This is a genomic window from Streptomyces chromofuscus (assembly GCF_015160875.1).
Lineage (GTDB): Bacteria > Actinomycetota > Actinomycetes > Streptomycetales > Streptomycetaceae > Streptomyces > Streptomyces chromofuscus.
This window is the reverse complement of record NZ_CP063374.1, coordinates 413,136-438,496: the sequence shown is the minus strand read 5'-3', so window position 1 is coordinate 438,496 and position 25,361 is coordinate 413,136. Positions and strand designations below refer to the sequence as shown.

Here is a 25,361-nt window from a genome sequence, read left to right as displayed (position 1 = left end):
TGCGGCGCCGGGCGCGGGCGGGTACGCACCCGGCGCCACGGCATCGTCCGGAACGCGACGGACCGTCACAGTGTTGACAGCCGCTGATCGACCGCGCCGGCGCTGAAGACCTGCTCGCGCACCATGGCGGTCGCCCCGGCGATGCCGACTCGATCACCGAGCTCACTCATGGTCACGATCAGACCCCGGGTGGCCAACGGCTGGGTCCTCGCCAGCAGCGCCTCGTGGACGCTGCGCAGGAAGTGCTCGCCGGTGTGCGCGAGGTCTCCACCGAGGATGAGCACCTGCGGGTTGACCAGGCTCACCACCGTCGCGAGGACTTCACCGAGGAGTGCCCCGGCGGAGCGGACGGCGGCGAGCGCCTGCTGGTTCCCCTGCCGGACGAGGGCGACGACGTCCCGGCTGGAGCCGGCGTCGATGCCGAGCGCGCGAAGGTCCCGGCAGATCGCCGAGCCGCTCGCGCCGGCGGCCAGGCAGCCCGTCGCGCCACACGCGCAGACGTCGGTGATGCCGCGAACGCGGACGTGCCCGATGTCGCCCTCCGCGCCGTCCACGCCGCGCAGCAGTCCGCCGCCCATGACGATCCCGGACCCCACCCCGGTGCCGACCTTCACGAAGATCAGCGAGGAGGCGTCCGATCTCGCTTGGTCGTACTCGCCGAGCGCCATCATGTTGGCGTCGTTGTCGAGCAGGACGGGCACGGGGAAGCGCCGCCTCACGAAGCCGCGGACGTCGAAGTCGTGCCAGCCCGGCATGACCGGTGGCCGGACCACCCGGCCGGCACGGAAGTCGACCGGCCCGGGTACACCGATGCCGATGCCGCAGATGCTCGCGGTGCTGCGCCCCGCCCGCTCCAGCAGGATCTCGAAGTCGTCGCAGACCCGTGACAGCGTGCGTCGCGGACCGGCGTCGATTCTGCTCTCGACGACGTGCTCCGCCAGGATCCGGCCGCTGGCGTCGGTGACCGCCACCCGGCCGTGGGTCGCACCGAGGTCGGCGGCGAGCACGGTCGGCGTCTCGTCGTCGAAGACCAGGGTCGTCGGCGGCCGTCCACCGGACGAGGACAGGGTTCCGCCCTCTCTTAAGTAGCCGGCCCTGATCAACTCGTCGACCCGTGCGGCCACGGTGCTGCGGGAGAGGTCGGTGACTTCGCCGAGCTCGCGGCGGGTGGACACCCGTCCCTGCCGGAACAGCTGAAGGAGGCGGCCGGAACTGGTCGTTGAGAGCGGTCGGCCCTTCCTCATCCTTTCTCCGCGCCCGAAGTGAGGCCTTCCACCAGAAGCCGTTCGCTGGTGAAGAACAGCACGACGATGGGCAGCGTCAGGACCACCGAGCCGGCCATCAGCACTGTCGTGGGAACCTCGATGCTCCCGGACAGCTGGGACAGGCCCAGCGAGACGGTCCACTGATCACGCCGCTCCACCAGGAACAACAGGGCGAACAGGAACTCGTTCCAGGCGATCATGAAGACGTACAGCGCGGTCGCCATCACCGACGGCTTCGCCAGGGGAAGGCTGATCCGGCGGATGACCTGCAGGCGGGTGCAGCCGTCGACCAGTGCGGCCTCCTCGAGACTGACCGGGATGGTCGCGAAGTAGCCGCGCAGCATGTAGATGGCGACCGGTGCCGTGTGCGCGACGTAGACGATCGCCAGCCCGATCAACGAACCGCGCAGTCCCAGGCGGGTGAAGATGACGAACAGGGGCACCGCCACGATGACGGAGGGGAACAGGTAGACGGCCAGGAACAGGGCGCTCACCTGCCGCCTCCCCCGAAAGGCGATGCGGCTGATCGCGTAGGCGCCCGGTATGGACGCGAGCAGCGTGATGACCACCGTGAGAGTGGCCACGATCAGGCTGTTGCCGATCAACGCCAGGAACCCCTGGCCGCCGGCGTCGACGGAGCTGAGGACACGGTCGTACGCGTCCAGGGAGACCGTCCGGATGTCGACCCACAGTGACGCGGGGTTGAGCAGGACCTCGTCGATGCTGCGCACCGACAGCAGGAGCATGTAGTAGAAGGGGAGCGCCGAGGCGAGGACGAAGCCGGCCATCGCGACCCACCGGAGGACGCGCAGTACTTCGGTCTCGATCCGTTCTCGCGTCCAGGGCCGGTCGGTCGGCCGTGGGGCGGACGCTCTCCGGTTCGCGGCCTTGCTCGCAGTGGTCGTCACAGTTCCCACCCGTTCTTTCGACGGCCGATCCACCACTGGAAGACCAGGTAGCCGGCCAGGACCAGAGCCAACACCGCCGCCTGCGCCGACGCCGCCCCGACGTCCTTGTGAGCGGTGAGGAAGTCGAACACCCGCACACTGACCACCTCGGTTCCGGCGCCGCCGCCGGTGAGCAGGTACACGTCGTCGAACTTGTTGAAGGTGAAGACGAACCGCAGGGCGAAGAGCACACCCATGGTGGGAAGCAGCTGGGGGAGGATGATGTGCCAGAAGACCTGCAAGGGGGTGGCCCCGTCCACCCGCGCGGCTTCCTCGATGGAGTCGGGCACCGCCTGGAGCCGGGCCATCATGAACAGGAACGCGAACGGGTAGTACCGCCAGATCTCGAAGGCGATGACGGTGAGCAGGGCGGTCGACGGCTGGGACAGGAAGGCGATCGGGTCGTCCCATCCCAGATAGCGGGTGCCCCACTCGTTGACGATGCCGAACTGCGGGTTGAGCATCACCGACCACACGAAGGTGACGGCGACGACCGGGGCCACGTACGGCAGCAGCATCAACGCCCGTACCAGGGACCGGCCCCGGAAGCCTCGCCGGACGACGAGCGCGGCGATCAGCCCCACGACGATGGAGCCGGCGGTCGACCCGAAGGTGTAGAGCAGGGTGGTCCACAGCGCAGAGTAGAAGCCGGGTGAGGTGAGAACGCCCTTGAAGTTGTCCAGCGTGAACGTACCGATGAAGCCCGCGTAACTGATGTTCAGCAGCGTGATGTGCTGGAACGCCAGGGACAGGGTCCAGGCCAGGGGGACGAGCACGACGAGCACGACCACGACGAGCGTCGGGGTGATGAGCGCTATGCCGGTTCTGGCGTCGCGTTGGCTCAGGCTTCCGCGACGGGCAGCCATGGTGTGGTCTCCTTTGGGCCGCGTCACTTCAGCGACTCGGCTATCTCGGTCACCGCGGCATCGGCCTGCTCCGCCGCCCTGTGCGGATCCGTCCCGTTGACCATGTCGTTGACGGCTCCCGCGACCGGGAGTTGACCGTTGGTGGCTCCGACCAGCGCGCCCTGTCCCTGGCTGAAGCCCCACGGGGCGACCTCGTCCGGGCCGTCGATCAACGTCTCGAGGACGTCGGCGGAGTAGAAGTCGGTGAGTGGGGCCTTCTTGTCGACGCCGGCCTTGAGCTCACTCCAGGCGTCGACGAACTTCCGGGGGTCGCCCGCGGTTCCCTTGCGCACCGGGACCTTGCCCTCCGGCGCGATGGCGAGCCAGTCGGTGTAGGCCTCGTCCATCATGTACTCGACGAACTGCTTCGAGGCAGCCGCGTTGCCGGCCTTGGTCAGCGCCCACGAGGTGACGCGGCCGTACTGCGCGGGCTTGCCCGACGGACCGCTGACCGGGCCGACGATGCCGGTGTTCTTCGCCAGGAACTCCGGGTCGCCCTTGCACTCGGGGCAGGTCGGGAGGGCGTCGTTGCGCAGACCGGCCAGTTCGTCCAGCAGGAAGGTGGACCAGATCACCATGGCGGCCTTGCCCGCGAAGTAGTTGGCGCGGGTGGTGTCGACGTCCTGGTTGCCGTCGGCGGAGTAGTTGCGGGCGAGGTCGCCGTAGAAGGAGAAGGCTTCCTTGCAGGCCGCGCTGTCCAGCGTCACGGTGCCGTCGCGGTCGACCATCTCGCAGCCGTTGCCCAGCGCGAGGTGTTCGAAGGACTGGTGGGTGAAGGGGTCGCCGGCCTTCGTCGACAGCGCGATGCCCCACTTTCCGCCGGAGGTCAGCTTCTTCGCGGCCGCCTCGATCTTCGCGTACGTGTTCGGCGTCCCCAGGCCGGCCTTGGCGAAGAGGTCCTTGCGGTAGAACAGCAACTGGGTCCAGGCGTCACTCGGAACCGCGACCTGTTCCTCGTTGTCACGGGTGAGGTTCAGCGCCGTCGGCGAGAAGGTGTCGCGACCGAGGGCGTCGACCACCTCGCCGGTGGACTTGGTGTCCAGCAGCCCGCTCACCGCCATGGACTGCACACCGGCCGGGCTGAGTGCGGCCACGACGTCAGGCAGAGTGCCGCCGGCGGCGGAGGTCGTGACGATCTTGTCGAACTGTGCCTCCGAGATGGCGACGAGATTGACCTTGATGCCGCTCTGCTCGGTGAACCCGGCGATGATCTTCTCGGTGGCGGTGATCCTGTCCTGCACGTCCTCCACCGTCCACACGGTGATCTCGTCGGCGACGCCGGAGTCGGCGGCCGAGTCGTCGGGCGGGGCGCCCGTGGTGCAGCCGACGGTCAGCGTGAGGAGAAGTCCCGCTGCGGTGAGGGACCTGATCTTCATGCGATGTGCTCCTGAAGGTGCGGAAAAACTGAACTGTGCTGGATGAGAAGGCTCAGTGGTCCGGCCGCCGGGCGGCCGTGACGGACCACGCACGGCACCGCCGCCGTCCTCGGGCGGGCCGACGTTCGTCGCTCTCAGGCGGACCAGTCGATGACCACGCCGAGGTGGTCGGCCGGTTCCTCGGCCAGGGCGCGGAACGCCTCACCGCCCTGCGACGGTGTCACCACGTCCGTGATGAGCGAGTCGACCTCCAGCGCCCCGTCGCGGATGAGGTCGAGGATCAGCCGGCGGTTGGCGGCCTCCGTCCACCTGTCGTGGACGGTCGCGGTCTTCGGCGCGGTCGAGACATGTGCCCCGATCACCCGCAGGCCCTTGAGGTGCAGTGACGCGTAGGGATCGAAGTTGTCCACGCGTCCACGGGTGCTGCCCAGCAGAACGACCCTGCCGCCGTGAGCGGCGAGTTCAAGCGCCGGTACGAACGCGGGCGCCGCGCCGGTGGCCTCGACGACCACGTCGAACCCGCCCGGCGCCAGCCCGCGAAGCTGCTCGTCCGACGCCGGGTCCGCCGGGTCCACGACGAGGTCGGCACCGGTGCTCCGCGCTGCCTCGCGCCGCTCCGCGAGCAACTCCACCACGGCCAGCCGGTGGGCGCCGTCGAGGCGGGCGAACCGTGCCGCCAGCAGGCCGACGAGTCCGGCGCCGACCACCGCGACGGTGTCCCCGAGCTGGATGGCGGCCGGTCGTACGGCGTTGAGAGCGATGCAGGCGAGCTGTGTCACGGCGGCCTGCCGCGAGGTGACGCCCTCAGGGACCCTGGTCATGCGCGCGAGGCGTTCCGGCCGGTCCTCGATCGCCCACGACGCGTGCGGCAGCGGCCCGCAGATCCGGTCGCCGGGCCGGAACCTGTCCATCCCGTCCCCGACGGCTTCCACCACTCCTGCGAACGAGTAACCGGGGTAGTAGGGCTCGGTGCTGGTGAGCGTGCGCTGGGTGGTGCGTCCGAGATAGTTCGCCACCTCGGTGCCCGGGCTGATCAGCGTGACGTCGGCCCGCACCAGGATGCCGCCCGGCGGCGGCTCACTGGGCAGTTCGTGGCGCTCCAGCTCCATCCGGGCCGGCTTGTGGGACACCAGCCTGCTGGCGTGTATCACGGTGCTACTCCTTGGTCGGGGTTGCGTTGGTGCGTGCGGCGCGCCTCTCGCAGCTGCGCAGGTAGGCGAGGCTCCTGCGGGCCACCGTGGTGGCGCCCGGGGTCCGGTCGAACGCCTCCACCGACACGTCCCCGTCGTACCCGACGGCGGCCAGGGCCTGGAACACGGGCACGAAGTCGGTGGTGCCGAAGCCGGGCCCGCCGCGGTTGGCGTCGTTCGCCTGGAAGTAGGTGAAGTACGGCGCGGCAAGCTCGATGAGCTGCGGAATCGGCCGCTGTTCGGCGCTCATGCTCTTCACGTCGAGCACCATCCGGACGGCGGGCGAGTCGATGGCCCGGACGACGTCGATGACCTCCTGGGTCGTGTTCAGCACGTCGGTCTCGGTGACCGGCAGCGACTCCAGGCAGACGGTGACACCGTGTTCCCGCGCGGTCTCGCCCCAGTCGGCGAACATGTCGACAGCGCGGGCGACGTTGTCCGCGCGGGAGACGCCGGGCGGCGTACTGCGCTGAGCGGGTGAGCCGAACACGAGGACCTGGCCGCCGAGGTCGGCGCACAGGCGCGTGAGCATCCTCAGATACTCCAGTGTGCGGTGCCGCCGCTCGGGCTCGGCCGCGCCGACGTGCAGGTCGCGGGTCCCGGTGAGGAGCCAGTGCAGGCCGGTGAACGCGAGGCCGTACCGGTCGGCTAGGCGCTTGACCTCCTTGAGTCGTTCCGGTGCCACCGTGCCGTCGGGTTCGGCGATCGTGTAGGGCGCCAACTCGACGGCCGCGTAGCCGGTCTCGGCGATGAACCGGAACGCCTCGTCCAGTGGCCGGTCGTCGAGGAGTTCGTTGCAGATCGCGAAGCGCATCTCTCAGCGGCTCCGTTCGGCGACGTACTCGGCGTAGTGGTCCGCGACGCGTCCGGCGGTCGCGTCACCGAGGTGCAGGAGCAGGCGGTACCGGAAGGTCACCGGCTCGTGCACACCGAGCCGGAGGCTGCCGTCCCGGTCCTGCCCCGGGAAGAAGTCGCGGTGGCCGAAGGGGTTCGCGGCCAGGAGGCCGTAGGCGCGTACGTGCCACGGCGTGGGGTGCCGGGGGTTGTCGGGATGGTCGAACACCGCGACACCCACGACCTCGCCGTCCACCTGGCCCGAGTAGTCGCACCATGCCGCGGGTCGGCCCCAGCAGTGCGCCTCGCCGACGTCGCCGCCCGAGTTCTCCACGCGGCCGCCGTTGTTCTCCTCCATCGACGGCGCGACGCGGAGCGCCACCATGCCGGCTTCTTTCGTGTCGCCGAGCCGGACCGGACCGTCGACGGGTGTGAGGCTGGTGCTGACGTCGATCAGCCGCGGTCCGTCCGGCATGGAGCCGTGGAAGCGCAGCGACCGGCGCTCGGTCAGGCGGAGTACGCCGTGGGCGTCCAGCCAGTCCAGGCTGTGGCTCACCCGTACCTCGCCGGGACCTTCGGTGAGCTCGTCGAGGGTTCGGTGTGCGATGCGGCCGTGTCCCGCGAACTCGGTCCAGAAGTCCGCCCCGTCGACGTCGCGATGGCCGGTCCAGACGCCGCGGTGGTGCGGGTGGTCGGCGCCTGCGCCCGCCGGGTGAGGCCGGGTGATCCGCCGACCGTGCGGCCCCATCACGTCGGACAGGTACGGACGCGGCTCCGACGGTCCCAAGTGGTAGGTCGCGAAGGGCGTCTCACCCAGCATCACGTGAATCGACGAGGCGTCCTGGCTGACGACGGCAGTCGGTGGATCGATCACTTCGGCTCCGATCGCGGGGTGGCAGAGCACAACATGTGTCTGGTGAGTGGGCAGAAGGAAACTACACGGAAAACCAAAGATTGGTAAGCGCTTTCTCGTACTGTTTGAGTGACACGCTGTGACATGGTGCCGTCGGGTGGTCGGTCGGCGGGGTCCGCCTGCGCTGCCGGGGCGCGGGCATGAGGGCGTTGCCGCAGAAGCGGCTCGGGCGTCACAAGGCGTCTTTGTGCGGCAGGCTCGCACCCCGGACGCCGACGAGTCGTGGCATCGCCGACGCCATGATCACCCGCCCGACAGTCATCTCACGTGCCGAGGCGGTCAGTCCCCGTTGATCCTGTGTGCTCGACCTGCCGGACAGGAAGGGCACATGGGGTTGACTCTCTTTCCGGGCGACGGGGACGACAGCGGTCCGGATGTCTCCTGGTCCTACAGCGGCTTTGCCGCGTTCCGGCGGCGCCTGGCCGAGGCAGAGGGGTTCGCGCTCCGCGACATGAAGGGCTTTGGCGGCGATCGGCCATGGAGCGAGGTGTCCACCGTGCTGGAGCCACTGCTCGATCGTCCTGATGACGGCGGTGACGACCTCTCGCCTGTCGAGTGCGCGGTGGTCCCTGCCCCGGTTGGTGGAAATCGTCGATGAGTGGGTACAGGACAGCGACCCCCCACTCCTCCAGCAGCACATCGACGCCGCCCGCCGGCCGGCCGGCGTCCTGCGGCTCTGCATCGAGAAGCGCGTCCCGCTCCTCTTCCTCTGAAGCCCGCGCCGACAGCGAAGGCGACTTACGGGACAGTCTCCGCGGTGGTCACCCCACCGGTCGACTCGCTTCGCACCCGGTCGGGGAGTAACGGCTCGAGCCGCGCTCAGTGCGCTTCTTCACGGCGCGTCCCGACCACCGGCGGGACGATGCGAACGTATCGGCCTAGCCGTTGAACCCGCTGCACTGGGTGAGTTCGCCGCCCTGCCGGAGGCTGTACTGGGCAGGCGGCACGTTCATGATCTGGAAGCCGCCGTTCTGGGCGATCTCGACCGTCCCGCCGAAGCCCGCCGACCCGTGCACATAGGCCGGGCCCGGCGTGAAGCCGCCGCCGGACAGGTGCACCTTGCCGTTGTCGAGGACGCCGGAGACGGAACAGGTCGCGGCCGGGACGGCGGCCTGCGGTGACTGGGGGACCGCCGCGAGGGCGGTGGGGGCAGCGGCGAGTGGGGCCGCCACGAGGGCGGTCAGGGCCAGGAGGCGTGTGTGCCGGTTCATGAGTCTTCCTTACCGGGAGGAATCGTGAAGCCGCGGACTGCACACCCGGCGCCGAGGGCAGGCCGGGCGAAAGCTGCCGGCGCCGTCCGACACCGATGTCCTTGGCCTCGCGCTGCGAGCGCGTTGGCCGTCCCCTCACGGGGGACCGAGGACCGGGCCGAACCGAGCGGGCCCGCCTTCCTATTGTCACTCCGGCCCTTCCTCGGTGCGACCGGGCACATGAGCACCCGCCACGACGACGTCCGTCCAGCACGGCTGACACCATGCGGTGCCGGCGGTCGTAGCCGCAGGTTGCTCGAACTTTCTTGTCATGGCTGCGCGTACTGCGTCGGCGAGCGGTGCCGCCGACCGTCGTCGCCGGGCGGAGAGCGAACAGTGCCCTCAACGAGCACAGGACCCTTGTCGGTCGCCCTTGGTCATCGCATCTGCGGTGTGTCCGGCGCCGTCGGGGGCGGGCCGGCTTCGACACGGGAGCGGACGAGGGCGATCACGGTGTCGGTGGTGCGGTCCAAATGGGTGCGGCCGTCGGGGAGTCGGGCCGTAGGGCTGATGTAGCTGAGCGGTCCGACGTGCGTCGCCGGGTCGAGCCGGTGCACGGTGATCTTTCCCGAGCGGACCGCGCGGTTCCATCCGCTGTTCCGCCACAGCCGCCGGCGTCGCGGGAAGATCCAGGTGCCGACTTGCTCGATGTGGTCGTTCGCGCTGGTCAGCTGGTGCAGGTGTTCGGCGTGCGCGAGGTCGTTGGCACCGTTGTGGAACCCGCCGAGTGTGATCAGCAGGAGCGGGGCCTGCAGTTGGGCGTGCAGTGCCTCGACGGCGCCGGTGGCGACCTGCGCACCGCCGCTGTAGCTGAGCAGCACCACGGGTATGCCGCTGCCGCGTCGGTAGCCGGCGAGCCGGAGCTGCGTGGCGATCTGACCGCCGATGGCGCGGTTGTACAGGGGCCGGTAACGGTGGTCCGCGGCGACGAAGATCTGCATCACGTTGTGCAGGAACAACAGCAGACCGACGTGGCGGCGCAGCCACGCCCACACCGGCCGGTCGACGAGCGCCCGGGCCAGCGGCGAGTACGGCTGGACCTGGCCGAGGACCCGCAGCTCGGGCGCCTTGGAGATCAGGGCCGCCACCAGCATGCCGCCGTCTCTGCTGTCGCGGACACGGCGTTTGCCGATGCCGTCCAGGTAGACCAGGTAGGCGCCCGGAGGGGTATGAGGGGCCGCGCCCCGGGCGTACGGAACGCCCTCCGGGAGCCGGCTGGTCGGCGTTCGCCACCCTGCGCCGTAGACCAGCACCTCGTAGCGCGCGACCAGCGCCTCGGCCAGCAGGACGGTTCCGAGGCCGGCCCCGACCCAGAGCAGGAGAACGTTCATCCGACCGGCTCCGGCGCTCGGGGCACGCTGAGCCGCACGACCAGTCGCCGGACGGCCTCCACGGCGACAGCGAGCCCCACCCCGGAGAGGGCGAGGCACCCGGCGGCGGTCCACCGGTCGACGCCGGTCGCCGCGGCGAAGGGGTCGGTCAGTGCCAGCCCGACCCCCACGAGAAGCAGCACGTGCAGCAGCGGCCCGAGCATCGGAAAGGCGAGGACGGCGGCGAACACCAGCGGAGCGACCAGGCCCGGGGTCCACAGCGGGTCGTATCCCGGCAGGGGCGAGGACAGCAGGAGGCCGGCCAGGGTCCACGCTGTCAGCGGCCACAGCCCGAACACCACGGCCTCGACGACCCCGCCCATGATCAGCAGCCTGATCAGGAGGGTCCGTGACACGCCGGGGCGGCGTACCGCCAGCGGCACGATGCGTCCGGCGGCCTCGGACACTCCGGCGAGCAACAGCAGGGTGATGACGGCGGGCGACATCGCTCAGCCTCGCGGTGACGGGTCGTGGAACGGCGGAGCCGGACCCGCACCCGGGCCCGGGCCCAAGGCCGGACCCGGGCTCGCACCCGCGCCCGTACCTGGCCCCGCGCCAGGACCCGGAGCCGCGCCCCGAGCGGGGGCCGGAGCCGGACGGTCGGTCGGGACGGAATCCCGCAGATAGCGTTCCAGTTCGTCCGCGGCGCGCCTGAAGCCGCCCGCGCCGCGCTGAGCCGCTGCGAGGGTGTTCGCGGCCGACCGGAACCGGGGGACTTCGAGCAGACTTCGGGCGAGGGCGCGTACGGCGTCCTCGGTGACGTCGCGGTTGCGCAGGGACAGCCCGGCGCCCAGCTCCGTGACACGGCGGGCCACCAGCGGCTGGTCGGCGCCCTGCGGGACCACGAGCATCGGGACACCGGCGTACAGCGCCTCGTTGACGCTGTTCATCCCGCCGTGGGTGATGAAGAGCGCCGCGCGCCCCAGCACCTGCAGCTGCGGCACGGAGTGGCGGGCGATCACCTGGGCCGGCAACGGGCCGAGCGCGGCGGGGTCGGTATGCCCGGTGGAGATGATCACGGTGCCGCCCAGCGGGGCGAGCGCGGTGGCGAAGGTGCGCAGCATCCTCGGGTCGGCGCTGAACAACGTGCCGAGCGACGCGTACATCACTGGGTCGCGCAGGGGCTCGACGGGCAGCGACGGGTCCACCGGGCGGGCGCCGATGCTCGGTCCTACGAAACGGTAGGAGGGGGCCAGGTCCTCGGCGCCGGGCTGGAACGTCCTCGACGTGTAGACCAGGTTGAGAGGCTGACGGATGTTTCCCAGGTCCAGCGGCGGCAGTCCCCGGGTGTCGTACCGGCGCCGTAGCTCCCGGCGCGCCCGCAGATAGCCCCTTGCATGGCGTGCGTGGGCAGCCGCCGAGGCGAGCAGCGCCCACGAGGCGCTGGTCGGGCTGGGCACGCTCCGGTTGTACGCGAACGTGGTGAACGAGGCCGCCGCCGGGACCGCCAGCTCCCGTGCCGCGATCGCCCCCCACAGGCAGGCGTTGTCATGGACGACGAGGTCCGGTGGGGTGCCTCGCAGGTCGGAGAGGACGGCGGGCAGCAGGCGTACGGTCGTGCGGGCGAGCTCCTCCATCAAGGTGACCGGCATCGGCGGATCGGGCGCCGGGAAGTCGCCCCCGGGGTGCAGGCGCACCACCGCGCCGGTGGCCTCGATCTCCTGACGGAACGCGGGCCAGGTGTGGTACGTGACGCGGTGGCCGCGCCGGACCAGTTCGGCGACGATCGGCAACGTCGGGTTGATGTGGCCGTGCATCGGGATGTTGAGGAAGGCGATCGTGCTCACGACCTGCCTCCCCGGACGAAGGGGCTCGGCGGCCGTTCCCGGCCGGCCGGGGCCGCGCCCGGAACGGCCGACGCCGTCACCGGGTCGTCGAGCCGGTACAGGCCCGGCCCGTCGACGCTGAGCGTGTCCAGGAAGCGCCCGGCCGTGCGGGCCGCGGTGCTGATCAGCCGATGGGAATGGCCGAAATCCCAAGGTGAGGGCCAGCTGTCGATGCCGGTCGGCAGCACCACGGTCGGGATGTGCCGGGACACCTCGCGAAGGTCACGCTGGATCTGATGGTGCAACAGCAGCATCCCGGCCCTGGCCGCGATGGCGCTTGCGCGCCGACGCGGGACGTCCGGGCTCAGTGGCGAACTCTCCGGCCCGGCCGACAGCACCACCACACTGGCCGCGCCGGCCTCCAGGGCCGCCAGTACCGGGACATAGGCGACCACCCCGCCGTCGACGAGCGTCCGGCCCTCGCGGACCACCGGCGGCAGCATCCCGGGAATCGCCGCGCTGGCCATCAGCGCGGACGTGAGATCCCCGTGGCCGAGCAGGGCCGGAGCACCGGTGACCAGGTCCGTGGCCACGGCGGTGAACGGGACCGCCAGCTCCTCGATCCGTGACGGCAGCCCGGCCCCGGCGATCAGCCGGTGCAGGCCCCGGTCGGTGAAGAGGCTGCCCCGTGACACGGAGTAGCCGAGCGGATACACGTCACGACGGCGCAGTTGCGTCCACACGTTGTCGAGCCACGGGGCGGCCGTGTCGGGGTGCGCGGCGGCGATGGCCCCGTTGAGAGCGCCCACCGAGGTCCCCACGATCATGTCCGGCGCGAAACCGCGCTGCTCCAGCGCGTATCCGACCCCCACGTGCGCCGCTCCGAGCACACCGCCGGCGCCCACGACCGCCGCGACCGGTCGCGGCAGGGAGTCGAGGCCCACCGACGCAGAGCCTCCCTCGGCGGGGCGAGCCGAAGCCGGACACGTCCCCTGGCGGTTCGCCGTGCCGCCCGTCAGGGCCGGACGCTTCTCGCCGGAGCCGCGGCGTATCCAAGTGGCCGGCCCCCGGTTCAACGGGACTTTCATGTCCACTCCACGCACATGTCGAATGCGAGCGCCGGCCACGACGGGGCAGCGCCTCGATCGCCGGACGTGCACGACACGACTTCGGCGGGTGGGCCTCCTCGGGGAGGCGCGCGTCATCTCTTCATCTGCCTCAAAGGGTATTGCTCCAGCGTGCGAGTGCGCTCGTCCGTGCCGGACTGCCCTGGTGGGGGAGCCGGAGAGCAAGATCCAGGAACGGATCGTCGGCGGGATCCGGTGGACGAGTTCAACCAACTCGTCCACCGTGATGTCCCCTGCCTCGGCGGAGAGGGCAGCGCTGCGCCCAGCGTGAAGCGACCGGCCGAGGGCGTCCTCAGGGGACGCAGCCGGCCCTCCGGTCACAGGCCGGGGGAGTCGTCCCTCCCGATGGACCGGATACCGGCCACCGTGTTCAGGTGCGACTGCGAGTCGCGTTCGGCCGGCAGCGGTCCCGAGACGGTGAAGTAGCGCCGGCCGGCCACCAGCAACTCCTCCGCGGGGAACTTCGTGATCACCTCGCACCCGTCCGCCGTCACCACGAGCTCTTCCTCGATGCGCGCCGCGCCCCAGCCGTCCTTGGACGGCCAGTAGGTCTCCAGCGCGAAGACCATGCCCTCTTCGAGCACCTCGGGGTGCTCGAGGGACACCAGCCGGGAGAACACCGGCTTCTCCCAGATCGACAACCCGACCCCATGACCGTACTGCAGCGCGAAGGCCGCTTCCTCGTCGGGGAAGCCGAACTCCTGCGCCGTCGGCCACACCGACACGATGTCGGCCGTCGTCGCTCCCGGGCGGACCAGGCTGATCGCTTCGTCCATGTACTCACGGCACCGCGTGTAGGCGTCGCGTTGGGCGGTCGAGGCGCTGCCGACGGCGAAGGTGCGGTAGTAGCAGGTGCGATATCCGTTGTAGCTGTGGAGGATGTCGAAGAAGGCCGGATCCCCGGGCCGCACGATGCGGTCCGAGAAGACGTGGGGGTGCGGTGCACACCGTTCGCCGGAGATCGCGTTGACACCTTCGACGAACTCGGAGCCGAGGTCGTAGAGGGACTTCGCCACGACACCCACGCACTCGTTCTCCCGCACACCCGGGCGCAGGAACTCGTAGAGGTTCTCGTAGGCGGCGTCGACCATCGAGCACGCGTGGGTGAGCAGGTGGATCTCGTCGCGTGTCTTGATGCGGCGGGCCTCCAGGAACACCTGCTGGCCGTCGACCACCGTGATGCCCGCGTTCTGCAGGGCCATCAGGACCGGGAGTTCGACGACGTCGACGCCGAGCGGCTCGCCCAGGAGGCCGTGGAGTTCGAGTTCGTGCTTGATCTTCCGGGCGACCGTGTCGGCCATGCCGACCAGGGGATTGATGGCGCCGCGCAGCGTCGAGATGCCGGCGCGGGCGCCGCTGGGGTTGCGGGCGTCGGCTCCGTGGTGGGCTCCGTGCGGATCTCCGTCGGCGTGGGCGTTCGAGTGGTCCAGCCACGGGTTGTACAGCTGGTGGTGCTTCGCGGCCGAGCCGAAGTCCCAGACGATCGGGTCACCTCCCCTGACCAGCAGGGAGAAGCGGATCATCTTGTCGATCGCCCAGGTGCCGATGTGGGTGGAGGTCATGTAGCGGATGTTGGCGAAGTCGAAGGCCAGGACCGCGCCCATGTCGGACCGCTCCAACGACGCGCGAAGGCGGTCCAGTCGCTCGTCGCGGAGCCTGTCCATGTCGATACGGGTCTCCCAGTCGACCGCGTTCGGTCCGAACGTCGGAATCGCCATCGCACGTCCTTTGCCAGGTGTGTAGTTGCGGGTAGGGGGGGGCACGCGCGCGAGGAGGGAAATGGGTGCGAACGCGCGCCGCGAGATGGTTCTGCAACAGCAGGGGGTGGGTGATCTCCGGGTGAGTCGAATGCGCCGTCAGGGTTCGGCAGGTGTCCGAGCGGCGTCGGTGAACGCCCTCTGCTCGAACGTCACTTCGACCGTGGAGCCGGTCGTCGCCGCCGCGCCGTCGACGGCGACCGTGCGGTCCCGGCACACGCGAAGCGCGCATCGGTGACCGTTCACGCGTCCCAGGTAGAGTCCGGGCGCCGGGCGCACGAACCTCGACGAGATGAGCAGTCGGCCGTCGTCGACAGTGACCGCCGGCAGGGTGAGTGAGGCGCCCAGCAGGTCGGCGGCGGACTCGACGTCGCCGTCCAGGATCAGGCGGCGGATGCGCGTCGAGGAGACCGGCTCACCGGCCGGGCCGCGCGTGACCAACGGGACCACCCGGGTGGTCAGTTCGGCGTAGTGTGCGAAGGTGGCCACCGTGCCCGCGCCGCCGGCGCCGAACCGGAAACCCTGCCCGACACTGACGAACTCCGCGCCGAGCCCGTCCAGGACTATGTCTTGGACGAAGTCCTCGGCCGGGACCTGCGACCAGGCGTGGTCGAACGGGACGATCGCCACCCGGCGGACTCCGAGCAGATCGAACTGGTGCAGTTTCCGCCGACGATCGCTCAGCAGGCACGGCGCGCCCCGGGGTGCGAGTACGTGCATGGGGTGCGGGTCGAAGGTGAGTACGGTGTCGCAACCACGGATGACCCGCCGGTGACCGCGGTGGACGCCGTCGAAAGTCCCTATGGCGACTTTGGCACCGGGCCGGACCCGACCGGCGAGGCCGCGACCACGGCGGCCCGGCCCTTCCCGGGGCGGGTCGAGCATGAGGATCTCCATGTTCCCTTCCTCCTTCCGGCTCGGAGCGAGCGGGTTGCGCACGGGTCAGTGTGTGCCCCGCGCCGTTAGTCGACGGGAAGGTGTGAGGCGGCCCGACGGTGCGGGTGTGAAGGCGGCGTTAGCCGCGTGCCGGGAGCGCTGAGGCGTCGTGCGCGGACGGCCGTCTCACCGGGAGGGGCCGACGTGGTCACAGCAGGATCCTGAGCGGGTGTTCCAGAACGTCGACGAAGACCCTCATCCACTCGGCCGCGGTGGCACCGTCCACCGACCGGTGGTCGACGGCGAGGGTCAGTCGCAGCACGGAGGCCACGGTGACCTCGCCTTCCTCGACGACCGCCTCCTGCCGCGCCGCTCCGACGGCCAGGATCGCGGCATGCGGCGGGTTGATGATCGCTGCGAAGTCTTCGGTGCCGTACATGCCGAGGTTGGTGATCGTGATCGTGCCGCCCTCCAGTTCCTCCTGCTGCAGCCGACGCTCCTTCGCACGGCCGATGAGGTCCCTGGTGGCCGTGGCCACACCGCTCATCGACAGGGAGTCCACCCCGCGGACCACAGGGGTGACCAGACCGCCTTCGGTGGCGACGGCCACGGCGATGTCGACGTCCGTGAACTGCCGGACGGCCGTGTCGCGCCACTGCACGTTCATCGAGGGAACGGTCCTGTGCGCGGACGCGATCGCCTTGACCAAGAGGTCGTTGACCGACACCTTCACGTCCTGGCCGGCGTTGATCTGCCCGCGCAACTCGAGCAACGCGTCGACATGTGCGCCGGCCCGCAGGTAGAAGTGCGGCGTGGTCTGCTTGCTCTCCGTCAGCCGACGGGCGATGGCCCGGCGCATCCGCGAGATGGGCACGTCCACGAACCGCGCCTCCTCGACAGCCGGGGACGCGGTCGCGCGGACGTCGTCCCGGGAGCTCTCCGGTACGTCCGGCGCCGGCTGCGCCGACCGGGCGGCAGCCGCTTCGACGTCGGACCGCCGGATCCGTCCGTGCGGGCCGCTCCCCACCACGCCGCGCAGATCGACGTCCAGCCGGCGTGCGAGTCGCCTCGCCAGCGGGCTCGCGAAGAGGCGTTCACCCTCGTCCGGCGACGGCGACGGCGACGGCGACGGTGACGGTGGCGATGCCGGTACCGGCTCGGAAGATGCTGCCACGGGCACCGTTCCGTTCCCCAACGAAGCCACCACGGCGGCTGCCGCCGACGCCGACTCGCCGGGCGCTCCCCACACCGCGATCGGTGTACCCACGGTCACCGTCGCACCGGCGTCCACCAGGAGTTGCAGGAGTACACCCTCGCTCTCGGCCTCCACCTCGACCACGGCCTTCTCGGTCTCCACCGTGACGATCGGATCCCCCGCGGCGTAGCGGGTGTGCAACTCGACGTTCCAGGACTGGAGGACGGCCTCTTCGGTGTTGGCCGCGACCTCGGGCATGCGCAGGAGTTCAGCCATCGTTGCGCTCCCCGGTGATCTCGCGGAGCTTGGTGACGACTTCCTCCGTGGAGGCGAACGCGGCGCGCTCCAGCACCTTGCTGATGCTCGGCGACGCCTCGCCCCCCGTCACCCGCTCGACGGGGGCGTCGAGCCAGTCGAACAGGCGGCGCTGGATCTCGTCCGCGAGCCAGCCGCCGTAGGAGGTGCCGAGCGCTCCCTGTTCGGCGATCAGCACGTTGTTGGTCTTCATCACCGATCGGGTGATCGTGTCCCAGTCCAGACTGGCCCGGTCCAGCCAGCGCAGGTCGATGACCTCGGCGTCCACACCCGTCTGCTCGACGGCGGCCAGTACGGCCGGTGTCATCGCCAGATAGGCGAGGATGGTCAGGGCCGCTCCCTCTCGGCGTACCGCGGCCTTGCCGACGGGTAGGAAGTGGTTGTAGTCGTCCGGCAGTCCGGGACCGGTGGAGTTGTACAGGTCCACGTGCTCCAGGACCACGACCGGGTCGTCGCAGGCCAATGCTGTGTTCATCAGGCCGACGTAGTCGAACGGCGTCGAGGGTGCGACGATGCGCCAGCCGGGCGCGGTCGCGAAGATGCCGGCCGGGTCCATCGAGTGCTGCGATCCGTAGCCGGTGCCCATGGCGACCTTGCTGCGCAGGACGAACGGCACTTTGCCCTCGCCGCCGAACATGTGGCGGGCCTTGCCGATCTGGTTGAACAGCTGGTCCGCCGCCACCCACATGAAGTCGGCGTACATGAACTCGACGATCGGGCGGTACCGGCCGTCCAGAGCCAGTCCGCCGCCGAGGCCGGCGAACGCGTTCTCGGAGATGGGCGTCCCGATCACCCGATCGGGGAACGCCTCGCTCAGGCCGCGGGTCGCGCCGTTGGTTCCGCCGTTGAGCTTGTGCACGTCCTCGCCCATCACCACGACGCGGGGATCGGTCTCCAGACAGCGTCCCAGCACACCGGCGACCGCACCGATGAACTTCACCTCGGTCAGCGCGTCGGCGTAGTCCTCCGTGTCGGTGAACTCGATCCCGGACAGTTCGGCGAGGTCGCCCCGGACGCCTTCGTCGACGAACGCCGGGTCCGGCCACTCCGAGGGCACGATGCGCCGCTCGCCCGGCTTGCCGCCCGGGCGCGGTTCCAGCAGGACGTCGCCGAGCTCGGACATCAGGGTCTTGGCTCGGTCGATCGCCTCCGCGGCAGCCTTCTTGGTGACGATCCTGCGCCGCACCAGGTGTCGTGCCGTGGTGTCGATCGGATCGCGGGCGCGCCACCGCGCTTCCTCTTCCTTGGTGCGGTACTTGAAGGCCGAGCCGGGGAAGGGCCCGTTCTGGTGGAAGTAGCGGTACACGTCGGCCTCGATCATCGCCGGGCCCTTGCCGCCGCGCATGTGTGCGAGGGCCTGCTGTGTCACGAGGTACACGGCCAGGGGATCCATGCCGTCGACCTTCCAGCTCCGGATGCCGAAGCCGGGGCCACGGCCGGACAGCCGTGGCTCGGCGGTCACTTCGGACACGTGGGTGGAGACGGCGTACAGGTTGTTCTCGACGAAGAAGCACAGGGGGAGCGACCACGCCGCCGCGAGGTTGAGGCTTTCCAGCGTGGACCCGATGTTGATCGCGCCGTCCCCGAAGAAGGTGAAGGTCACCGCGTCGGTGCCGGCCCTCCGGTGTGCCCAGGCCGATCCGGCCGCGAGCGGGACCCCGCCGCCGACGATGGCGTTGGTTCCGATGGCGCCCGCCTCGTGCCACTGAAGGTGCATGCTGCCGCCGCGACCGTGGCTGAAACCCCGGTCGAGTCCGCAGATCTCGCGCAAGGTGCGCAGGAGCAGGGCCCGCACGTCCTGCGGGAACGGCTTGGTCGGGTCGATGCCCTTGGGGTGCAGATGGGCCAGCGCCTTGGCGAGGAACTGGTGATGGCCGCGATGGGATCCGTTGACGGTGTCCTGCGAGGTCAGGGCGAAGCACGCACCGACGGCGCCGCCTTCCTGGCCGATGCTGGAGTGCGCGGGGCCGTGGATGAGCCCTTGCGCGGCGAGTTCGAGGACGTACTCCTCGAAGGCCCGGATCAGCACCAGCTGGCTGAACATGCCCGTCAGGAGGTCGGGGTCCGCGGTGTCCCAGTCGTCCTGGGTGGCGATGAACTCCGACCACGCGGCTTGGGCTTCGAGTGGGTGTTCGGCAGGCAACTGGAGCCTCCTTCAATCGACCGGAGTGCAACGACACTGGCACAAGATTGGATCCAATAACAAGAGCAGGGTCGACTGAACGTGCGACTGCGGGGCATCATGTGGGCATCTTTGGATCCAAGGAGGCATGTCATGGCTCTTCCCGGTGTCACCCGCCTGGACCACATCGGCTTCACGGTGCCGGACCTGGAGCAGGCGCACGCCTGGCTCGTGGACGTCCTGGGCTGTGAGTACCTGTACGCGATCGGACCGTTGAGCTCGGCGGACGACTGGATGTCCGTGCACCTGGGTGTGGACGCGCGGACGGTGCTGCGCCAACTGCGCTTCTACCGGTGCGGAGACCAAGCCGTGTTCGAAGTTTTCGAGTACCAGGCGGCCGGGCAACGGACGGTCGGACCGCGCAACAGCGACGTCGGCGGTCACCATGTGGCGCTTTACGTCGAGGACCTGGACGAGGCCGTGTCATGGCTGAGGGCGAGGGGCATACCCGTCCTGGGTGATCCGACCGTGAGTGCCGGCCCGTCCGAGGGGCAGCGGTGGGTCTACTTCCGCTCGCCGTGGGGGATGTACTTCGAGCTGGTGTCCTATCCTGACGGCAAGGCCTACGACCGCGACCCGTCGACGTTCCAGAGGTGACCGCACTTGAGTCCTGCGCACGCCCGTGATCCGCGAGGATCGGACAGCGTCAGGAGTCAGCGCATCGCGGGCATCCTCCGCGACGAGATCCTCGCCGGCGAACTGACGCCCGGCACATGGCTGCGCCAGGACGAGCTGGCCGCGCGCCTCGGCGCGAGCCGTATCCCGGTCCGCGAGGCGCTGAGGATCCTGGAGTCCGAAGGGCTCGCCGAGTCGTTCCCCAACCGGGGCGCGCGGGTCCCCGTGCTCAGTCTCGACGACGTCCACACGTACTACCGGATGCGCGAGCGACTCGAGCCGCTGACCCTTACGGAGAGCCTGACTCGTCTCACCGACCAGCACCTCGCTCGCCTCGAGCGCATCCAGGACGAGATCGAGAACCAGAGCGACATCAATCGGTTCCTCGTCCTCGACCGTGACTTCCACATGACCAGCTACTCGGGCTGCCCCAGCGGTCACCTGCTGGCCATGACGGAGCGGCTCTGGAACTCCACCCAGCACTACCGCCGTGCGTTCATGGTCCTCGCGGACCCCGACCGGGCGGCGATCGTCAACGCCGAACACCGGCTGATCCTCGACGCCGTACGGCGTCGCGATGCCGAGGACTGCGAGCGCTACCTCACCGGACACATCCGCCGTACCAGGGTCGAACTCACCGCCCACCCCGAACTCTTCGTCGACGGCGAGGGCGCGAGCGGGAGGAGTGGCACCTCCTGAGCGAACGAGGCGCACTCGTCAGGGGCAGTCACTCAAAATGTATCCAACTAGCGCTTCAGCTAGGGCGATTGTGGTCTAGAGGCACTGGTGTGCCTCTGATGTGAAACCTACGATGGATCCAATCGAGGCTCTTTGATGCACAAGCAATGAGGAGAGCGCCATGCCCATCGCCACCGTCAATCCCGCGACCGGCGAGCTCATCGAGGAGTTCGCCGCTCTCACGAAGGAACAGATCGACCAGCGACTGACACGAGCAGAGGCCGCGGCCGTCACGCTGCGGGCCACCGACTTCGGCACCCGTGCCCGGTGGATGCGAGCGGCCGCGGATCTCGTGGAGGCCGAAGCGGCCCACACGGCGCGAAGGCTCACCGTCGAGATGGGCAAGCCGATCGTGCAGGCCCGCGCCGAGGTTCTCAAGTGCGCGCACGCGATGCGCTTCTACGCCGACAACGCCGAGAGCCTGTTGGCCGACCAGGCACTCGCCGACCCGAGGACGGTCAACGCGTCCGTCGCCTACACCGCCTACCAGCCCCTTGGCGTCGTCCTCGCCGTGATGCCGTGGAACTACCCGATGTGGCAGGTGATCCGGTTCGCCGCGCCCGCGCTGATGGCCGGAAACGTCGGTCTGCTCAAGCACGCCTCGAACGTGCCGCAGACGGCGATGTACCTGGACACGCTCTTCGAGCGAGCGGGCTTCCCCGCCGGGTCGTTCCAGACCCTCCTCGTCGGAGCGGCCGACGTCGAAGCGGTTCTCCGCGACCGTCGCGTGGCCGCCGTGACACTGACGGGTTCCGAACCGGCAGGCCGTTCCGTCGCCGCGGTCGCCGGCTCCGAGGTGAAGAAGGTCGTGCTGGAGCTCGGCGGATCCGATCCGTTCGTCGTGCTGCCGTCCGCCGATGTGCACGCGGCCGCCCGCACCGCGGTGTCCGCTCGCACGATGAACAACGGCCAGTCCTGCATCGCGGCCAAACGCTTCATCGTCCACACGGAGGTCTACGAGGCGTTCGTCGAGGCGTTCGTCGCGGGCACGAAGGCCCTGACCGTCGGTGACCCGCTCGACGAGGGCACCGACGTAGGGCCGATCGCGACGGAGTCCGGCCGGCGTGAACTCGTCGACCTGGTCGACGACGCCGTCGCCAAGGGCGCTGTTCTGCGGTGCGGCGGTTCGGCCGCGGGCACGCGGGGGTGGTTCTTCGAGCCGGCGGTGCTGGAGGAGGTGACGCCCGCCATGCGGGTGTACCGGGAGGAGGCGTTCGGGCCGCTGGCGGTGATGCACCGGGTCGACGACATCGAGCAGGCTGTGACGCTCGCCAACGACACGGCCTTCGGCCTCAGTTCGTCGGTGTGGACCACCGACCCGGACGAGGAACGGCTGCTGATCAGCCGCATCGACGCCGGTGCCGTCTTCGTCAACGGCATGAGCGTCTCCTACCCCGAACTGCCCTTCGGCGGCGTGAAGGCCTCCGGCGTCGGCCGCGAGCTCGCCGCGGAAGGCATCCGGGAGTTCTGCAACCTCAAGACCATCTGGAAGAACTGAAACGCCTCACCGTTCCCTCCACCGGGCGCCGCGGGAGCCGATGAGCCCCGAGCGACCCGGGGCCGGCAGATCGTCAGGATCCCGATACGGCAAGGGCCCGCGCCGCCACCGGCGCGGGCCCTTGCCGTATCGGGTCGCTTCCTGTGTCAGAGGACCCGGAGGATGTCCTCGACGCGGTCCTTGGCGTCGCCGAACAGCATCGCGGAGTTCTCGCGGTAGAAGAGCGGGTTCTGAACACCGGCGTACCCGGAGGCCATGGAGCGCTTGAAGACGATGACGTTGTCGGCGTTCCAGACCTGGAGCACGGGCATGCCGGCGATCGGCGAGCCCGGGTCCTCGGCGGCGGCGGGGTTGACCGTGTCGTTGGCGCCGATGACGAGGACGACGGTGGTGCCGTCGAAGTCGTCGTTGATCTCGTCCATCTCCAGCACGATGTCGTAGGGCACCTTGGCCTCGGCGAGCAGGACGTTCATGTGCCCCGGCAGCCGGCCCGCGACCGGGTGGATCCCGAAGCGCACGTCGACGTCCAAGTCCCGGAGTCTGCGCGTCAACTCCGCGACGCCGTACTGGGCCTGGGCCACGGCCATGCCGTAGCCGGGCGTGATGATCACGGAGTCGGCCGTCCCCAGGAGCTCGGCGACGCCCTCGGCGGTGATCTCCCGGTGCTCGCCGTAGTCCGTGTCGTCGGCCGGGCCGGTCTCCAGGCCGAACCCGCCGGCGATCACGGAGACGAAGGACCGGTTCATCGCCTTGCACATGACGGAGGACAGATACGCGCCCGAGGCGCCGACCAGGGCGCCGGTGATGATCAGCAGGTCGTTCTCCAGGAGGAACCCGGACGCCGCGGCCGCCCAGCCGGAGTAGGAGTTCAGCATCGAGACGACGACCGGCATGTCACCGCCGCCGATGGAGGCGACCAGGTGCCAGCCCAGCGCCAGCGCGACGACCGTGACCGCGACCAGCAGCCACAACGCCGGGTCGATCACGAACCACGTGGTCAGCACGGCGCACACGGCCAGCGCGGCCAGATTGAGCCGGTTCCTGCCGGGCAGCATCAGCGGTGCCGACCTGATGCGCGCGGAGAGCTTCAGGAACGCCACGATCGAGCCGGTGAAGGTGACCGCGCCGATGAAGACGCCGATGAACACCTCGGCGGAGTGGATGCCCAGGAGTTCGCGGGCCTGAAGGGCGGCGGCCTGCCCACTCACCGGGCCGTGCAGGGTGGCTTCGACGTGCAGGTAGCCGTTCCAGCCCACCAGCACCGCGGCCAGACCCACGAAGGAGTGCAGCAGGGCGATCAGCTCCGGCATCCCGGTCATCGGGACGACCCGGGCTCGCCACAGCCCGATGGCGGCGCCGACGGCCATGGCGCCGATCATCAACGTCAGACCGGCTCCGGAGAGGTCACGGTGGACGGCCGCCGCGACGGTCGCGGCCAGTGCCACGGCCATGCCGGTGACGCCGAACGTCTGCCCGGCCCTGGCGGTCTCATGACGGGACAGTCCGGCCAGCGCCAGGATGAACAGGAGCGCGGCGACGATGTAGGCGGCGCCCGCAGTCGTCCCGACAGTGATCAGATCGGACATGACGGGCCCCTCAGCTTCTCGAGAACATGGAGAGCATCCGGCGGGTCACCGCGAAGCCGCCGACGACGTTGACCGAGGCCAACAGGATCGCCACCGTCGACAGCACGGTGACCAGGACGCCGTTCGGGGTCCCTTCGTGACCGATCTGCAGCAGGGCACCGACCGCGATGATCCCCGAGATCGCGTTGGTGACGCTCATCAGGGGCGTGTGCAGGGCGTGGTGCACCTGCCCGATCACGTAGTAGCCGATCACGACCGCCAGGGCGAACACCGTGAGGTGCCCCAGCAGGGCCGGCGGGGACACCGCTGCGAGCAGGAACAGCACCGCGGCGGCGGCCCCGGCCACGGCCAACCGTCGCCGGTCGGACACGGGAGCCTCGGGCCGGGAACCGGCGGCCGGCTTCACGGCCTTCTGCGCGGAGCCGGGGGAGGCCGCCGGAGCGGCGGACACCTCGACCGGCGGCGGGGGCCAGGTCAGCTCCCCGTCGCGCACCACGGTTATCGACCGCTGCACCACGTCGCCGAAGTCCAGCACGAGCCGGCCGTCCCTGCCGGGAGTCATCAGCTTGACCAGGTTGACGAGATTGGTGCCGTACAGCTGTGACGCCTGTGCCGGCAGCCGGCCGGGCAGGTCGGTGTAGCCGATGATCGTCACGCCGCCCGCCGTGACCACGGCCTCGTCCCTGACCGTGCCCTCGACGTTGCCGCCGGTCGCGGCGGCCATGTCGACGATGACGCTGCCGGACCGCATCGACGCCACCATCTCCGCGGTGATCAGCTTGGGCGCCGGCCGGCCCGGGACCTGCGCGGTCGTGATGACGATGTCCATCTCCGGGATGCGCTCCCGGTACAGCTCGGCGGCACGGGCGTTGTAGTCCCGCGACATCTCCTTGGCGTACCCCGTCGCCGACACGGCCGCCTCGTCGGCATCCCCGGTCGCGACCGTGAGGTACTCGCCGCCGAGCGATCCGACCTGATCGGCCACCTCGGGACGTGAGTCGGTGGCGTACACGACGGCACCGAGGCGGCCCGCCGCCGCGATCGCGGCCAGGCCGGCCACCCCCGCGCCGCACACCAGCACCCTGGCCGGCGGCACCTTGCCCGCGGCCGTCACCTGACCGGTGAAGAACCGGCCGAAGGCATGAGCGGCCTCCACCACGGCCCGGTACCCCGCGATGTTCGCCATCGACGACAGCACGTCGAGCGGCTGCGCCCGCGAGATGCGCGGCACCGCGTCCACGGCCAGGGCCGTGACGGGCCGCTTCGCCAGGTCCTCCACCAGCGCCGGACGCAACGCCGGGCTCATGATGCCCACCACCGTCGCACCGGGCGTCAACGCGTCCAGCTGCGCCGGCGACAGCGCGTCGACCCCGAGGACGACGTCCGCCGCGAGCGGATCACCGACTCTTGCACCGGCCTCGGCGTAGGCCTCGTCCGGGAAGCTCGACAGCGCACCGGCGCCCGGCTCCACCACGACGTCGTATCCCAGCTTCACCAACTGCACCACCGTGGTGGGCGTGGCGGCGACGCGCCGCTCACCAGGGTGGGTCTCCTTCACGATTCCGATCAGCATTCCCCACACTCCAGGGGTCGAGGACGCGGAGCATCTGGCGGATGCCCGTACGGGCAGAAGCAAGAGCGCCATCCAGGGCGCCC

23 protein-coding genes are annotated in these 25,361 nt (G+C 70.1%); 5 read left to right on the top strand and 18 right to left on the bottom strand.

The window, feature by feature from the left end; genetic code table 11:
* Positions 1 to 65: 65 nt before the first annotated feature.
* The 7 genes from IPT68_RS01805 to IPT68_RS01775 all read right to left on the bottom strand — a co-directional run bounded on the left by IPT68_RS01805 (position 66) and on the right by IPT68_RS01775 (position 7,391).
* Positions 66 to 1,175, bottom strand: a complete 1,110-nt coding sequence (locus IPT68_RS01805) for an ROK family transcriptional regulator (RefSeq protein ID WP_229818357.1) — start codon at positions 1,173 to 1,175, stop codon at positions 66 to 68.
* A gap of 65 nt (positions 1,176 to 1,240) precedes the next feature.
* Positions 1,241 to 2,053 (bottom strand): carbohydrate ABC transporter permease, encoded by an 813-nt coding sequence (locus tag IPT68_RS01800; RefSeq protein WP_189697484.1) that lies wholly within the window; start codon positions 2,051 to 2,053, stop codon positions 1,241 to 1,243.
* 116 nt (positions 2,054 to 2,169) lie between these two features.
* A complete protein-coding gene (locus IPT68_RS01795) occupies positions 2,170 to 3,078 on the bottom strand; it encodes a carbohydrate ABC transporter permease (RefSeq protein ID WP_189697485.1) in 909 nt (302 codons plus the stop codon).
* 23 nt (positions 3,079 to 3,101) lie between these two features.
* The gene (locus tag IPT68_RS01790; protein WP_189697486.1) at positions 3,102 to 4,493 is read right to left on the bottom strand and encodes an ABC transporter substrate-binding protein; all 1,392 of its coding nucleotides are present in this window, start codon (positions 4,491 to 4,493) and stop codon (positions 3,102 to 3,104) included.
* A gap of 134 nt (positions 4,494 to 4,627) precedes the next feature.
* Positions 4,628 to 5,644 carry a zinc-dependent alcohol dehydrogenase gene (locus IPT68_RS01785; protein WP_189697487.1) on the bottom strand — a complete coding sequence of 339 codons (1,017 nt, stop codon included), beginning with the start codon at positions 5,642 to 5,644 and terminating at the stop codon, positions 4,628 to 4,630.
* A 4-nt stretch (positions 5,645 to 5,648) separates the two neighbouring features.
* A complete protein-coding gene (locus IPT68_RS01780) occupies positions 5,649 to 6,497 on the bottom strand; it encodes a sugar phosphate isomerase/epimerase family protein (protein WP_189697488.1) in 849 nt (282 codons plus the stop codon).
* A gap of 3 nt (positions 6,498 to 6,500) precedes the next feature.
* On the bottom strand, positions 6,501 to 7,391 hold the full coding sequence (locus IPT68_RS01775) for a DUF6807 domain-containing protein (protein ID WP_189697489.1): 891 nt from the start codon (positions 7,389 to 7,391) through the stop codon (positions 6,501 to 6,503).
* Positions 7,392 to 7,758: 367 nt separating this feature from the next.
* Here IPT68_RS01775 and IPT68_RS01770 point away from each other — a divergent pair, with 367 nt between their 5' ends.
* Together IPT68_RS01770 and IPT68_RS34750 are read left to right on the top strand one after the other, a co-directional pair.
* The gene (locus IPT68_RS01770; protein WP_308438751.1) at positions 7,759 to 8,028 is read left to right on the top strand and encodes a hypothetical protein; all 270 of its coding nucleotides are present in this window, start codon (positions 7,759 to 7,761) and stop codon (positions 8,026 to 8,028) included.
* Entirely contained in the window at positions 8,012 to 8,143 is a 132-nt protein-coding gene (locus IPT68_RS34750; RefSeq protein WP_308438752.1) for a hypothetical protein, read from the top strand. Before IPT68_RS01770 ends, IPT68_RS34750 begins: the two co-directional genes overlap by 17 nt.
* Before the next feature lie 165 nt (positions 8,144 to 8,308).
* Here IPT68_RS34750 and IPT68_RS01765 read toward each other — a convergent pair whose 3' ends face one another.
* The 9 genes from IPT68_RS01765 to IPT68_RS01725 all read right to left on the bottom strand — a co-directional run bounded on the left by IPT68_RS01765 (position 8,309) and on the right by IPT68_RS01725 (position 19,229).
* On the bottom strand, positions 8,309 to 8,641 hold the full coding sequence (locus tag IPT68_RS01765) for a hypothetical protein (RefSeq protein WP_189697490.1): 333 nt from the start codon (positions 8,639 to 8,641) through the stop codon (positions 8,309 to 8,311).
* A 416-nt stretch (positions 8,642 to 9,057) separates the two neighbouring features.
* Positions 9,058 to 10,011 carry a hypothetical protein gene (locus IPT68_RS01760; RefSeq protein ID WP_189697491.1) on the bottom strand — a complete coding sequence of 318 codons (954 nt, stop codon included), beginning with the start codon at positions 10,009 to 10,011 and terminating at the stop codon, positions 9,058 to 9,060.
* The gene (locus IPT68_RS01755; protein ID WP_189697492.1) at positions 10,008 to 10,496 is read right to left on the bottom strand and encodes a hypothetical protein; all 489 of its coding nucleotides are present in this window, start codon (positions 10,494 to 10,496) and stop codon (positions 10,008 to 10,010) included. Before IPT68_RS01755 ends, IPT68_RS01760 begins: the two co-directional genes overlap by 4 nt.
* 3 nt (positions 10,497 to 10,499) lie before the next feature.
* Positions 10,500 to 11,837 carry a macrolide family glycosyltransferase gene (locus IPT68_RS01750; RefSeq protein WP_189697493.1) on the bottom strand — a complete coding sequence of 446 codons (1,338 nt, stop codon included), beginning with the start codon at positions 11,835 to 11,837 and terminating at the stop codon, positions 10,500 to 10,502.
* Complete coding sequence (locus IPT68_RS01745; protein ID WP_228040183.1) at positions 11,834 to 12,760, bottom strand: patatin-like phospholipase family protein; 927 nt, start codon at positions 12,758 to 12,760, stop codon at positions 11,834 to 11,836. Before IPT68_RS01745 ends, IPT68_RS01750 begins: the two co-directional genes overlap by 4 nt.
* A gap of 500 nt (positions 12,761 to 13,260) precedes the next feature.
* Positions 13,261 to 14,661, bottom strand: a complete 1,401-nt coding sequence (locus IPT68_RS01740) for a M24 family metallopeptidase (protein WP_189697495.1) — start codon at positions 14,659 to 14,661, stop codon at positions 13,261 to 13,263.
* A gap of 138 nt (positions 14,662 to 14,799) precedes the next feature.
* Positions 14,800 to 15,597 carry an FAD synthetase family protein gene (locus tag IPT68_RS01735; RefSeq protein ID WP_189697496.1) on the bottom strand — a complete coding sequence of 266 codons (798 nt, stop codon included), beginning with the start codon at positions 15,595 to 15,597 and terminating at the stop codon, positions 14,800 to 14,802.
* A 187-nt stretch (positions 15,598 to 15,784) separates the two neighbouring features.
* The gene (locus IPT68_RS01730; RefSeq protein WP_189697497.1) at positions 15,785 to 17,047 is read right to left on the bottom strand and encodes a dihydrolipoamide acetyltransferase family protein; all 1,263 of its coding nucleotides are present in this window, start codon (positions 17,045 to 17,047) and stop codon (positions 15,785 to 15,787) included.
* A complete protein-coding gene (locus IPT68_RS01725) occupies positions 17,040 to 19,229 on the bottom strand; it encodes an alpha-ketoacid dehydrogenase subunit alpha/beta (protein ID WP_189697498.1) in 2,190 nt (729 codons plus the stop codon). The genes IPT68_RS01730 and IPT68_RS01725 overlap by 8 nt, the downstream gene beginning before the upstream one ends.
* A 132-nt stretch (positions 19,230 to 19,361) precedes the next feature.
* Between IPT68_RS01725 and IPT68_RS01720 the strand changes: the two genes are divergently transcribed.
* The 3 genes from IPT68_RS01720 (at position 19,362) to IPT68_RS01710 (ending at position 22,119) form a co-directional block, all read left to right on the top strand.
* Positions 19,362 to 19,865, top strand: a complete 504-nt coding sequence (locus tag IPT68_RS01720; RefSeq protein WP_189697499.1) for a VOC family protein — start codon at positions 19,362 to 19,364, stop codon at positions 19,863 to 19,865.
* Positions 19,866 to 19,871: 6 nt separating this feature from the next.
* Positions 19,872 to 20,582: a GntR family transcriptional regulator gene (locus IPT68_RS01715; protein ID WP_189697500.1), complete on the top strand. Its 711-nt coding sequence runs from the start codon at positions 19,872 to 19,874 to the stop codon at positions 20,580 to 20,582.
* A 160-nt stretch (positions 20,583 to 20,742) separates the two neighbouring features.
* Positions 20,743 to 22,119: an NADP-dependent succinic semialdehyde dehydrogenase gene (locus tag IPT68_RS01710; protein ID WP_189697501.1), complete on the top strand. Its 1,377-nt coding sequence runs from the start codon at positions 20,743 to 20,745 to the stop codon at positions 22,117 to 22,119.
* Between the two features lie 146 nt (positions 22,120 to 22,265).
* Here the strand turns inward: IPT68_RS01710 and pntB are convergent, their stop codons facing one another.
* Together pntB and IPT68_RS01700 are read right to left on the bottom strand one after the other, a co-directional pair.
* Positions 22,266 to 23,705, bottom strand: coding sequence for a Re/Si-specific NAD(P)(+) transhydrogenase subunit beta (gene pntB / locus IPT68_RS01705; protein ID WP_373300528.1), 1,440 nt, complete (start codon positions 23,703 to 23,705; stop codon positions 22,266 to 22,268).
* Positions 23,706 to 23,715: 10 nt separating this feature from the next.
* Complete coding sequence (locus IPT68_RS01700) at positions 23,716 to 25,278, bottom strand: Re/Si-specific NAD(P)(+) transhydrogenase subunit alpha (protein WP_194074046.1); 1,563 nt, start codon at positions 25,276 to 25,278, stop codon at positions 23,716 to 23,718.
* Positions 25,279 to 25,361: the final 83 nt, after the last annotated feature.

Excerpts from the sequence above, each read along its gene's own strand:
- pntB (WP_373300528.1), bottom strand. The coding sequence starts at position 23,705 with ATGTCCGATCTGATCACTGTCGGGACGACTGCGGGCGCCGCCTACATC.
- IPT68_RS01800 (WP_189697484.1), bottom strand. The coding sequence starts at position 2,053 with ATGGCCGGCTTCGTCCTCGCCTCGGCGCTCCCCTTCTACTACATGCTC.
- IPT68_RS01765 (WP_189697490.1), bottom strand. The coding sequence starts at position 8,641 with ATGAACCGGCACACACGCCTCCTGGCCCTGACCGCCCTCGTGGCGGCC.
- IPT68_RS01760 (WP_189697491.1), bottom strand. The coding sequence starts at position 10,011 with ATGAACGTTCTCCTGCTCTGGGTCGGGGCCGGCCTCGGAACCGTCCTG.
- IPT68_RS01730 (WP_189697497.1), bottom strand. The coding sequence starts at position 17,047 with ATGGCTGAACTCCTGCGCATGCCCGAGGTCGCGGCCAACACCGAAGAG.
- IPT68_RS01790 (WP_189697486.1), bottom strand. The coding sequence starts at position 4,493 with ATGAAGATCAGGTCCCTCACCGCAGCGGGACTTCTCCTCACGCTGACC.
- IPT68_RS01710 (WP_189697501.1), top strand. The coding sequence starts at position 20,743 with ATGCCCATCGCCACCGTCAATCCCGCGACCGGCGAGCTCATCGAGGAG.
- IPT68_RS01770 (WP_308438751.1), top strand. The coding sequence starts at position 7,759 with ATGGGGTTGACTCTCTTTCCGGGCGACGGGGACGACAGCGGTCCGGAT.
- IPT68_RS01740 (WP_189697495.1), bottom strand. The coding sequence starts at position 14,661 with ATGGCGATTCCGACGTTCGGACCGAACGCGGTCGACTGGGAGACCCGT.
- IPT68_RS01795 (WP_189697485.1), bottom strand. The coding sequence starts at position 3,078 with ATGGCTGCCCGTCGCGGAAGCCTGAGCCAACGCGACGCCAGAACCGGC.
- IPT68_RS01780 (WP_189697488.1), bottom strand. The coding sequence starts at position 6,497 with ATGCGCTTCGCGATCTGCAACGAACTCCTCGACGACCGGCCACTGGAC.
- IPT68_RS01720 (WP_189697499.1), top strand. The coding sequence starts at position 19,362 with ATGGCTCTTCCCGGTGTCACCCGCCTGGACCACATCGGCTTCACGGTG.
- IPT68_RS01735 (WP_189697496.1), bottom strand. The coding sequence starts at position 15,597 with ATGGAGATCCTCATGCTCGACCCGCCCCGGGAAGGGCCGGGCCGCCGT.
- IPT68_RS01755 (WP_189697492.1), bottom strand. The coding sequence starts at position 10,496 with ATGTCGCCCGCCGTCATCACCCTGCTGTTGCTCGCCGGAGTGTCCGAG.
- IPT68_RS01700 (WP_194074046.1), bottom strand. The coding sequence starts at position 25,278 with ATGCTGATCGGAATCGTGAAGGAGACCCACCCTGGTGAGCGGCGCGTC.